General features: G+C 31.8%; 12 protein-coding genes. 6 read left to right on the forward strand and 6 right to left on the reverse strand.

What is annotated here, in order from left to right:
* The first annotated feature begins 9 nt into the window (after positions 1-9).
* From AAGD39_RS01295 to AAGD39_RS01315, 5 genes are all read left to right on the forward strand, one after another.
* A complete protein-coding gene (locus AAGD39_RS01295) occupies positions 10-720 on the forward strand; it encodes a class II aldolase/adducin family protein (protein ID WP_341756844.1) in 711 nt (236 codons plus the stop codon).
* Positions 717-1538 carry a DUF2608 domain-containing protein gene (locus tag AAGD39_RS01300; RefSeq protein ID WP_341756845.1) on the forward strand — a complete coding sequence of 274 codons (822 nt, stop codon included), beginning with the start codon at positions 717-719 and terminating at the stop codon, positions 1536-1538. The genes AAGD39_RS01295 and AAGD39_RS01300 overlap by 4 nt, the downstream gene beginning before the upstream one ends.
* A 179-nt stretch (positions 1539-1717) precedes the next feature.
* Positions 1718-2512: a GNAT family N-acetyltransferase gene (locus AAGD39_RS01305; RefSeq protein ID WP_341756846.1), complete on the forward strand. Its 795-nt coding sequence runs from the start codon at positions 1718-1720 to the stop codon at positions 2510-2512.
* Positions 2513-2616: 104 nt separating this feature from the next.
* Entirely contained in the window at positions 2617-2742 is a 126-nt protein-coding gene (locus AAGD39_RS01310) for a hypothetical protein (RefSeq protein ID WP_341756847.1), read from the forward strand.
* A 233-nt stretch (positions 2743-2975) separates the two neighbouring features.
* Positions 2976-4508, forward strand: coding sequence for a hypothetical protein (locus AAGD39_RS01315; RefSeq protein WP_341756848.1), 1533 nt, complete (start codon positions 2976-2978; stop codon positions 4506-4508).
* On the opposite strand, the gene AAGD39_RS01320 is transcribed toward AAGD39_RS01315, so the two are convergent.
* The 6 genes from AAGD39_RS01320 to nuoF form a co-directional block, all read right to left on the reverse strand.
* Positions 4460-5152, reverse strand: a complete 693-nt coding sequence (locus tag AAGD39_RS01320) for a TraX family protein (RefSeq protein ID WP_341756849.1) — start codon at positions 5150-5152, stop codon at positions 4460-4462. The two genes, AAGD39_RS01315 and AAGD39_RS01320, sit on opposite strands and share 49 nt — an antisense overlap.
* Complete coding sequence (gene murJ, locus AAGD39_RS01325) at positions 5139-6683, reverse strand: murein biosynthesis integral membrane protein MurJ (protein WP_341756850.1); 1545 nt, start codon at positions 6681-6683, stop codon at positions 5139-5141. The genes AAGD39_RS01320 and murJ overlap by 14 nt, the downstream gene beginning before the upstream one ends.
* Before the next feature lie 48 nt (positions 6684-6731).
* Positions 6732-7256 (reverse strand): inorganic diphosphatase, encoded by a 525-nt coding sequence (ppa, locus tag AAGD39_RS01330; RefSeq protein ID WP_341756851.1) that lies wholly within the window; start codon positions 7254-7256, stop codon positions 6732-6734.
* A gap of 4 nt (positions 7257-7260) precedes the next feature.
* Complete coding sequence (locus AAGD39_RS01335; protein ID WP_341756852.1) at positions 7261-8883, reverse strand: class I SAM-dependent methyltransferase; 1623 nt, start codon at positions 8881-8883, stop codon at positions 7261-7263.
* A gap of 263 nt (positions 8884-9146) precedes the next feature.
* Positions 9147-9497, reverse strand: a complete 351-nt coding sequence (locus AAGD39_RS01340; protein ID WP_341756853.1) for a DNA methyltransferase — start codon at positions 9495-9497, stop codon at positions 9147-9149.
* 653 nt (positions 9498-10150) lie between these two features.
* Positions 10151-11413, reverse strand: a complete 1263-nt coding sequence (gene nuoF / locus AAGD39_RS01345; RefSeq protein ID WP_341756854.1) for an NADH-quinone oxidoreductase subunit NuoF — start codon at positions 11411-11413, stop codon at positions 10151-10153.
* Positions 11414-11560: 147 nt separating this feature from the next.
* Here nuoF and AAGD39_RS01350 point away from each other — a divergent pair, with 147 nt between their 5' ends.
* Entirely contained in the window at positions 11561-12100 is a 540-nt protein-coding gene (locus tag AAGD39_RS01350) for a demethoxyubiquinone hydroxylase family protein (RefSeq protein ID WP_341756855.1), read from the forward strand.
* Positions 12101-12218 lie beyond the last annotated feature (118 nt).

The following is a 12218-nucleotide window of genomic DNA, read 5'->3' on the forward strand; positions in this document are numbered from 1 at the left end:
GATATAATAATGACTTTAGAGACCAAACTTAATTTAGCTTCTGCCTACCAAATTCTTGCAATTTTAGGCTTAGACGATCATACATATACTCATCTATCGGCAAGGCCTAAAGGAGCTGATTTTTACTATATTTATCCTTTTGGCTTAAGGTTTGAGGAAGTAACTAGCGATAATTTACTGCAAGTTAGTTTGGATGGAACAGTTTTAGAGGGTAGCGAATATAGTTACAATGAAACCGGTTACGTCACTCACGGTAACATCTATAAAGCAAGAGAGGATATTTCATCTATCTTTCATTTGCATACTCCTGCAACTGTTGCTGTATCATCTATGCGAGTAGGATTGATGCCAATAAGTCAGTGGGCACTGCATTTTTATGAAAGACTATCTTATCATGAATATAACTCTCTTATAGTTACGTCTAATCATGCTAATAAAATACTTGATGATCTTGGGTCAAATTATGTTATGTTTCTACGTAATCACGGAATATTAGCATGTGGTAGGACAATACATGAAGCTATGTTTTATACTTATCATTTAGAGCAAGCATGTAAAACCCAATGTTTAGCATGTTCCACAAATCAGGAGTTAATCATACCATTTCAAGAAACTTGTAGAAAATCGGTGCAAGATTTATTATCATTTGAAGAAGATTTAGGTAAACGTGACTGGATAGCTTGGCTTAATTTACTCAAGACGGTTTATGGTGAGCAATGAAAAAATTTTTAGTAATAGTAATTTTACAATGTATAGCAATGGAAGCACTATCGAACATTGAGAGAATAAAGTTACACTCTTTCGATGACTTAACTAAGAAAATTAGAGGTAAAGATACACTAGTTGTATTTGATATTGATGGGGTTATTCTTGCCGCTAAAGACTCTTATTTAAGCCATGATAATCGGGAAATGCGTCATAAATTTCTTGATGACATTGAAAAATCACATGGTTTAGTTCAGAAAAAGAATATATATGGACTCATTATTGCTCAGATGGAGTATAAGTTAATTGAACCAGTATTAGTAAAGCATTTTTGGTTTTTAAAATTTAATGGTGCTGATATTATTGCTTTAACATCAATGGGACCAAATAATCCATATTTCGATCAAGAGCAAGATCGTGTTGATGTGTTGAAAGATAAAGGATTAATTTTTGATGGAAGATATCAAGGTTTAATAAAAATTGACGAACAAAACCGACCTCAACCAGAAGTCATTGAAGGAGTTATTTTTGCTAGAGGTTATGAAAAAGGATTAGTGCTTAAAGCATATCTCGATCAACAACGAGCTAATTATAGCAAGATAGTGATGATAGACGATATGTCTCAAAATTTGGATTCTGTTGAAAGATACCTTAAAAATCAGGTTGATAGTATAGTTCTAATAGAATATAGCTACGATAAGTTAGCAGAGCAAAAATCTATAAAAACTCTCTCCACTTTGCAGCAAGATTTTGTTAAAACTCAATCTATTTGGTTAAGCGATAAACAAGCCTCTGTTTTGTTACAAATAATAAATAAAGATAAAATTGAATGATAAAAAGTAAAAGAGACAAAATAGTAAATCATTGTTTCGCACACGACTCACCGAAGTTTTGTGAAACCAATTTTTCAAAGGAGAAGAATATATTCATCACAGCAGGTGATAATCTCTTGTGTTCCTATTGATAGAATTAACGGTAAAGATATACTAATTATATTTGATATTGGTTGAAAATGATTCAAGAAATTAAGACTATCAACAATCTTAACTTAATATCAGAGTTAAAGAAGTTCCCGAATCAAGCTGTACTTTGGGAAATTATAGAGAAAAACCAATCTGGAAAAATATTTGAGCTACTAGGTGGAGCTATATTAATTATAGAAAATGGTCACGATTCATCTGTTTTCATTGCAGGGTCATTAACAGATGAGGAGGTTAAGGATACAATCTCCCTTGTTGGTGATTTAGAATTTCCAATGATTTACTGCCATCCCAAATATTGCCCTTTGTTTTTACGGCTTGGATGGAATTTCCACTTACGTATTGAACTTTCGCTCAAAAATCTAAAAGATACTGGAGTGCCAAAACAACATGTAGATATTGAACCAATTAAAACACTGGATATCTTTAAAAAATGCCTACGATACAAAAAACAATCTCAACTATATGGTTCAGATGAGAATTTTTTAATGTATGGTACTGGATATGCATTACTCCTTGGTTCACAAGTTGTGAGTGAAGTCTATGCTAGTATTGGTGGCGGGTACGCTGACATAGGTATTATCACCCATCCTGATTATCGTGGTAAAGGATACGGTACACAAATTGCCTCTCATTTAATTAAGCAATGTCTCCATACAAAAATAACCCCTAAATGGAGTTGCAACGTTGATAATAGAGCTTCATTACATACAGCTCTGAAACTAGGCTTTGAGATAAGCCGTTATTATACATTACTTGTCCCTAATTACGGTAACGTTCTTTGCCCTAACTTGGCAAATTGGCTGAGAAACAATCCTTATCCGTGAGAGTATAGCTAGACACTTATATCATAATTTAAAGATATAAGTGTCTAGAAACCATATTGTAAAGAAAACCCTCAAATTTTCTATGATTTCAGTCTATAACTGTAGTGCTAGGTTATAAGAACGAACAACCGTCATCGCGAGCCACGAAGTGGCGTGGCGATCCAAATAAACAGTGTGCTGTTGCAACTTTTGCTTCGTCGCCTAAAGTGACTCCTCGCAATAATGGTTAGAGATCAGCTTTTTTCCTTAAATTGGTACATTATGTCGAATTACCCTTTCACTACAAAATAAAAATTGTATATTAAAAAAATGCTAAATACACTTAGTGGAAGGATTACCACATGCTATAATACACTTTTCACCTAACTAAATATAAGTTAAGTACTAATTTATGGTTAATATATTCAATCGACTAAAAATGCAAGTTTTTATAAAAATGTTGCACAAACTTATAGCATATTTTTTGTACAAAAAAAATATTATTATCCTAATAGGAGATAAAGGTACATTTCTTTGTGCTTTGGTTCACGATAAAATTGTAGGTAGTTTGTTTATATCTGCTGAAAAGCAAAATGAATTGGACTCCTATAAAGAATTTTTTGCTAAATTCAAGAAACATTATATTTTCTTCTTATTAAGTGGTTCTGAATGTCAGTTACGCCATGAACTAGTACCTGTACTACATTCAATAGTAAAAACCAATCCTGTGAAGAAGTTTATTGAAGAGTATTTTTCCGCAAATTATGTGGTTGGTTACACTGTCTATAATATCAATACTAGCCCTAGTGAAACGTGGAATACTCTGATTGTATCTAATCCTTATACACCTCCTTTAAGTAAAATACTTGAAAATCTGCTGATAAATAATAGCCAAAAGTTTGGAGGGATTTATTTTTTATCTTTAGAGTTGCAAACAATTATCGATAAAATTGTAAGAAATGTTGAGAATAATAAATATAGTGAATATTTACAAATTTTTGTATGTATTTTAAATAGCAGTGGTATTAAACTTGTTGTTAAACACCAAGGTAATATAATCTCAAAACAAACGTTTGACTACCCATCTGATAAGTCAGACTTATATATTCAGGGTGTAATCGAACAAGAAGTGGAAGATTGTTTGATATCTTGTAAAAATTATATTGATAGTATAACCCTTAAAGTTTGTATAATTCTTATAGTAGACCAAAATTTAAAGTTGCTGTTAGAACAATCCAGTTTTGGTGGACATCCAGTAATATTTAAGTCTAATGACATATTAGGTAGGAATAATAAATTTTCAGATGGGATGATCGTCAAATTATTTAATGAACAAAAAAGCTTTCTAGCCTCTAACCAATATTTAGAATCCATAGCTAAACTCAATATTATCAGTTCTTTAGTTTTTAAACCACTTATCACTATCATAATAATATTGATATTTGCTGCATCTATTATCAAAGTTAAAACCGTAGCAAATTATAAAAAATTGGATATTTTAAATTCACATTATTTTAGTACTGAACAAGATTATTATAACGTTAAGCAGACCTATCCATATCTTCAAAACGCCACTAATTTAGCTGATTTATATGTCTTTGAATCATTATTGCAAATTCTTACACCAACACCTTTTGATCCGTTAGAGAAGTTGTTAACAACTTTACCACCCAATCTATACCTAGAAGAGATTAAATGGCAAAGACTTGATCTAGATAATACATTATTATCATCATCTAATCAGTATATACAAATCGAGATGTCATTAAAATTTATTGCTAATGATATGCTAGTTGAAGAGGCTACTAAGCTTTTGGAACAAAAAATTGCAAATTTTAGTGAAATATTTAGTAATATGGACATTAGGATTAGCATATTTACTGATCAAATATTAGAACTACCTAATAGAGTGATAATACCAGCATCTGTTATTATTGGGAGTAATTCTAATAGGGCTAGCTATAGAACTTATAAAAACAAAAATAATAAATATAAAATTGCTGGATGTATAGCATAGATATATAAAGTATTACGGCTTATGAACCGCAAATTTATAGCAACTTTTTGTTCAAAATTTCTTGCAACCATGAATATATATTCTAAAACTCCGAATATAATTACTATAAACACATAGATATACGAGAATTGGAAAACAGCTATACTATGCATTACAGACAAAATCATAGATATTGCAATGGTAAGCCTAAAATTATTTAGATCATGCTTAGCTATATAACCAAGTAGCATGATAGCTATAGATATGGTGCCGTAATCAATAAGAAACCAACTACAGGACCAAAAAGTTCCAAGGAAAACAACATGACAATAGCCCTTATAGAAGAAATTATTTAGGCTATTATGAAAATAATAAATATAGCACTGCCCTAAAAAAATCGAGATAAGTATATTAGTTTCAATAAATTCCTTAAAAAATATGATAGTAACTACATATAGTAGAACTCCGACTACAAGAATTTTAACACTTGGTTTCTTATGAAAATTATAGCCAGCAAAAAAGCAAAAAATTGGCATAGCAGTGCGACCAATAACTCGCATTATTTCGTATTCAGGAAAAAGCACTAACCCCGCATGATCTATCACCATGGTTATTACAGCTATAGTCTTTAAAAAATCTTGATAATTAGATTCAGTTTTTGTCATTGATAAATTTCTTCGGATAAAGCTTAAAATAAAAAACCATTAGAAAAAACGTTGCAGCCCCAACTAAAATAGTTGTTGCTAGCATAAAAGTTTTTACTAACAAAAATTCGGTATAATAATATTCAACATAATAATGTTTAATTAACCAGATTACTAGTATCATTATTACGCAGCTTAATAAAATTTTGCCACAAAAAGAATATAATTTTGAATCAATAAAAGAAAGACCATATTTCTTTGTATGTGCATATAACAACCAAACATTATACCAAGCAGTAATAGAACAGGCAAGAGCAATACCAAAATGACCAAATTGCCTCATCATAACAATATTTAATATAGTATTTACAGCAAGGGAATATAATGTTATTTTTAAAGGAGTTTTCGTATCATGATTAGCATAAAAAATCGGTGTCAAAATTTTGGCAAGTATAAAGGCTGGTAAACCAATGGCAAAAGCAGAAATAGCCTCAGCAGTTTTAATTGTATCATCATAAGTAAATGCTCCACGCTGATATATTATATGAATGATTGGTTCTGATAACATAATAATACCAAAGGCAGCTGGCAAAGATAATAACAGCCCCACTTTAATAGCATTATTTTGGATATTTGCTGCTTTCTCTAAATCATTCATTTGGTAGGTTTTTGATAATTCTGGTAATAATATAGTACCAAAAGTTACCCCTATTATCGATAAAGGAAATTGATATATTCTATCTGCATAAGATAATATTGAAATCGTCCCTTCGATAAAGCTAGCTATTGATTGCGAGATGAATATGTTAAGTTGCTGAAATCCCGAACTAACAACTGCTGGTCCCATATTAAACAAAAACTTTTTTACATCTTTATTAGATGGATCAAAAACTATTGGAAATGATAAACCAACTCTAACTACACAATAAAACATAAAGATGATTTGTAATAAGCCAGCAATCACCAGAGATAAACTAATCGATATAGGAGCAGATATACGCTCTTGTAATATTATCGTTGTAATGATTACAATAATATTTAAAATAATTGGAGAAAAGGCAAAAGCTGCGAACTTCTTTACTGAATTTAGAATTCCCCCAAGCATTGCCGCTATCGAGATAAAAACCAAATATGGCATAGTGATGCGACACAGAGCAATTGTTAAATTAAATTTCTCCGCATCTTCATGAAACCCAGGAGCAATAATAAACATTAAGGCAGGCATCATAAGCTGCATTAGTACTACTATCACTATTAAAGTAATTAGTAAAATAGTAAATATAACGCCGGTAAAATGGCGTGCTGCCTTACGAGATTCTATGATTTTTGTATTAAAAATAGGAACAAAAACGACTGATAAAGCCCCTTCACCAAAAATACGCCTAAATAGGTTGGGTAATTTAAAAGCAACATTAACGCTATCAGCAATACTACTAGCTCCAAATAGTGAAGCAACGAATAATTCTCTAGCAAGACCAGATATACGGGAAATTAAGGTAAAGAAAGCTATTATAATTCCAGAACGAAATAATGTATGTCCTTCGCCTTTCATTTGTTGTTCCAATTATTCACACCATTTAAGTATACCACTATATTAAAATTAACTCTTTGCCCTTGATATGCCTTCATCAATCAACTCTTTGGCTTTTTGAGCGTTTTTCCAGCCAACTATCTTTACCCATTTACCTTTCTCTAGATCTTTGTAATGTTCAAAGAAATGTACTATTCGTTGTCTTAGCATTGGGCAAAGGCCGTCTAAATCTTTTATTGAATCAAAAGTAATATCTAGCTTAGAAACTGGAACAGCAATAATTTTTTCATCCAATCCAGATTCATCTTCCATCATTAAAACACCAATGGGGCGTGACCTAATCACACAACCAGGTGCGACAGGATAATGTGATATGACCAATACATCTACTGGATCACCATCTTTTGACAGAGTATGTGGAATAAACCCATAATTACCAGGGTAAAACATAGCAGTCTGCATGAATCTATCAACAAATATCGCTCCTGACTCCTTATCCATCTCGTATTTCACGGGATTACTTTCCATTGGAATTTCAATAATTACATTTATCTCCTCATGCCCAGCTTGGGTTTTAATTTTTTCAACTAACATTATTTTATCCAATTAATAAATAATTCCTTTTGAGTTTTTGTAAGCAACTATCCACACAGTGAGTAATATATGACTTCAAAAGCTGTTCGTCACTTACTATACCATTTTCATTAGACGCCACTAATAGTCCAGAAGTAAATTTTTCAAATATTTTTTCTTCAATCTGTTCAATAGAATTTGTCCCATCTAATAGTTCAATAATATATTTTTCATGTAATTGCAATGAAATCGCAGCATTAACTCGATTCATTACAAACAAATTAGTTTTTTCTAATTTTTGAGCCTGATATCTTACTAACTCACTCACTTCTGGTTTTGATGATATTTTATATACTGAGTTCGGTTTTGTTGCAAATATTTGTACGTACCCTTGTAACACTAGTTTGGCAATTACAGAATCTACTTCTTCTCTAAAATCTTTAAGCTGCAATTTTTCTAACTTTTTCATAGCCAATTTAGTAATTTGCTCTAAAGTCAAAGGATTACCAATATTATCGGCATAAACATAGAAGACTGCTTTCATTACAGGGGAAGATGTTGAAATATCAGGAGTTCCTGAATTTCTATAGTAAAATCCCAAACTGTCTACTGCATTACTGATATCCACCTCACTTTCTGGCGTAACTGGTCTGATATTAAGAGTAGTATAGAAGCCAGCTAATTTACTTGGTTCAATTGTCCTATTGATCATGACATTATCGTGACATAACAAAGTAGTTCTAAATTTACGATTAGTAATAAAGTCCATATATTGTTCAGTTCTTACAATATCATTTATTGATTGTAACTTTTTTGCAGCTTTTACAGGCAAATTATCGACAAACATAGCGGAAAGTGAAATGTCTCCAAGATAATTTAAATTATGTTTTCTAGCGTTACTTATAAATTCTTGGAAGTAAAAAGCTGTATTTTCTTCTCCAAGATATTCGTGTAACAAATATGAGTTCTGTAAACCCTTAAGAATATTAGCTTCGTATTGTAAGAACTTAGAATAAGGGGAGTCCGATCCCTCTAGAGACTCATTAACAAAATCTAATAATAATTTAGCTTGTTGTAGTTTATCATGGTTATCAGTAAAAATAGCACTATGAAACATCATCATATCTCTAATAGTTTTTTGCATATTCCAGCCTGGCAGAGTATTGTAGCTGATAAAGGCAACGCCGTTAGGACTTAATAATTTACTAGATATGGCAAAAATCTTTTCACGAACCTCATCTAATACCCAAGAGATTACCCCATGACAGATTATATAATCAAATTTACCAAATGATTCATCAATATCCAATATCGATAAATGTTTTAGGTCTATATTTTTTAGACCTAAACTTTTTATTATTTCCATTCCATTAGTAATTTGTACTTTTGACAAATCAATTCCTAAAGAATAAGAACTTGGGTAACTTTCAGCAAAATTGACCATATTACCACCTTCACCGCAACCAATATCAAGTATCCTAGCATTCTCTACCATAGGAGGTTGTATGCCAAATACCATAGCTATAGTTCTTAAATGCTCCGGTCTTGTATAAGTAAAAGGAAAACTTTCATAAGGAAAATCATCATAACTAATATTATTTGTTTGTTTCTTTGACAAACCATCATTAGGATTGTTTTTTTGACCCATAAATTGTTCCAAATAATTAATATTAAAGTAATGATTTTTAGTTGATTTAGCGCTTTTAAGCAAGATATTTTTATATTATTTTTAGGTAATTATATATTTATTTCCCCTATATCAACCAAAATTACATAGACAGGAACAGAAGGAAAATGTCTTTTTAATCGTTCAATATCGTAACAAATTGCTCTCCATAAGAGACACCTGTTGACATTTGTTGTTGTAAATTATGATATGGTACTATTTCTATTCCTACATCAGCCTTATTTTCATTGAAAAAATACCGCTCCATTTTCTACATAATGACCGACCTGCCAACAAATGTGTCCATCATCTTTTAATACTCTATAACACTCATTGATGACTTCTTTCTGCCAATTATAATATTTATTAATATCTGATTTTTTTTCGTATTCCTTACCTATATTATATGGTGGTGATGTTATTATTAAGTTTATACTATTATCTGGAATTTGTTTTAATAATTTCATGCAATCACCTTCAAATAGAGTCGCTTGATTATTCAAATCAAAACTATTTTTTAAGATATTATGTTCTTGTTTTTGACAAGACAATTTATTCACAAGTATTTCAGGTATTCTAATTGCTTCTTGTGCCATATTCTAGAAAATCAAAGTTTTATAATGTAGTGACTCATGTATGTATAATCCTATATGCAGAATGAATAGCAGTTGTTATTCTTCTAGATTTAATAATTTAATGTATACTCAAATGATTTAAAGAATTGTTTTTTGAAAATATCATGGATTCGCATGCGTAACTATACTATATGTACGCTCCGCTTGCTCACCATTCATTTTCAAATCCAATTCTTCAAATCATTTGAGTATATTAAAAAAACAATAGGGAGACCCAAAATGAAATATAACATAATAGGAGTAGATTTAGCAAAAAATATTTTTAAGAAAAAATTAACAAGAGAAAAGTTTTTAGATTTTATGTCTAACTAACTCACCTTACGCATAACCCCATGAAAATTTTAAAATTGCAGAAAAGTACAAGACGCTATTAGCGAAACCACGTAGTGGTTGTGGCAATCCACATTCATTAGATTGCTTCGTCGCTACTAACCCGGATATTGCATGAAGGTATCAATATTTATCTCTGAACCCCTTGTAATATAAGGAGTTTGGAAGAATTGCACAAAAGTAGTTGTTGTGCTATAATAGTCTAATTTGAATAACAATAAGGGATATTATATCGTTGTAAAAAAATGGAACTTACACAAAATAAAGGCTTGGCTCAAAAATCTTCACATTTCTTTGGATAGCCTATCTTCAATCTCATGGCGAAAATGACGAACTAAACCTTGAATAGGCCAAGCAGCAGCATCCCCAAGAGCACAAATAGTACGCCCCTCGATCATTTTGGTAACGTCCAGCAATTGATCTATTTCCTCTATTTTTGCCTGACCGCGTACTAATCGCATCATAATTCGCCACATCCAACCTGTACCTTCTCGGCATGGACTACACTGACCACAAGACTCATGCATGTAGAATTTACTAAGTCTTGCAATAGCATAAATAATATCCGTAGAATTATCCATAACAATAATTCCACCAGTCCCAAGAGCTGATCCAACTGACTTTAAACTATCAAAGTCCATTGCCAAATCTTCACATAGTGACTTTGGTAATAATGGTACTGATGAACCACCTGGAATAATAGCTTTCAGATTGTCCCAGCCACCACGTACCCCTCCAGCATATTTTTCAATCAACTCCTTTAAAGATACCCCCATAGCTTCTTCAACATTACATGGTTTATTTACGTGACCAGAAATACAGAAAATCTTCGTGCCGGTATTGTTGGGCTTACCGATTGAAGCAAACCAATCACCCCCACGTCTAAGTATAGTAGGTACAACGGCAATTGACTCAACATTATTAATAGTTGTTGGACAACCATATAAGCCAAAATTAGCTGGGAATGGTGGTTTTAGTCTAGGAAATCCCTTGTTACCTTCTAAACTTTCGAGTAGAGCTGTTTCTTCACCGCAAATATACGCCCCAGCTCCTCTATGTAAATGAATATCAAGATTGTAGCCAGTACCACAAGCGTTATTGCCTATAAAACCAGCATCATAAGCCTCATCTATAGCACGCTGTACATTGGACGATTCGTTATAAAATTCACCACGAATATATATATAACAAGTATGTGCGTTGATAGCAAAGCTGGCAAGCAAACAGCCTTCAATTAGCTTATGCGGCTCATACCTTAAAATATCACGATCCTTGCATGTACCAGGCTCTGATTCATCAGCATTAACCACTAGATAGCTAGGCTTTGGATGATCTTTAGGCATGAACGACCATTTGATGCCAGTTGGAAATCCAGCACCACCTAGTCCCCGCAAACCTGATTTTTTTATTTCCTCAATTATCCATTCTCTACCTTTAATAATAAAATCTTTTGTATTATCCCAATCTCCACGTTGCTTACTGCCTATTATATCATATTTTTTCTGCCCACTAAGATTAGAAAAAATTTTATCGCTAATTTGTAACATAATTTACTCTTAGAATATCTGCAAATAGGAGTATAGATGAAGGTAAATAATTGTGAAGAATAAATTTTAGGTATAAACTTGCTAAATAACAGGAATTCACGTAACTTGTTATATCGAAGTAAAAATATTATTTAAATCATTATGCATATGGCAAGACCCGATTTTACCAATTCAGAAAATAGCATAAAAGAAATTATTAGAGTGAACTACGCCGGGGAATACGGTGCTAAACGAATTTATGAAGGACAATTAAATTATTGCAAAAACCGTGAAGCCTACTCTACAATAAAGCATATGATGCAGCAAGAAGAAGTACATTTAAATTACTTTACTAACTCGTTATTACAACGTAATGTTAGGCCAACTTTTTTAATACCATTTTGGCATATTATTGGCTATATAGTTGGTAGTGGGTCGATATTGGTAGGAACAAAAACTGCCATGCTACTAACGCAAAGTGTAGAAGAGGTGATTGAACAACATTATCAGAAGCAAATAGATTATCTTGAAGGATATAATGTAGAAAAAGAATTGTTAGACAATATCAAGCAATTTCAGTTTGATGAAACGGAACACAAAGATACTGCTTTAGTGTTAGGTAGTAGTGAAGTAGCATTTGCTTCCTTAATCAATAAAATTGTTAAGTTAATGTGTAATATCGCTATTAATATAAGTAAAAAAGTTTAGTTAAAAGGCAGAGATTTAGAATCTACGGTATAAGAATGTAATTCTGATTGTATATATATCGTAGTCAATTAATCATATTAGCAGAAAGACTAAAATCAATATCAATTAATACACCTTC

The organism is Candidatus Tisiphia endosymbiont of Nemotelus nigrinus, from assembly GCF_964026475.1.
Taxonomy (GTDB): domain Bacteria; phylum Pseudomonadota; class Alphaproteobacteria; order Rickettsiales; family Rickettsiaceae; genus Tisiphia.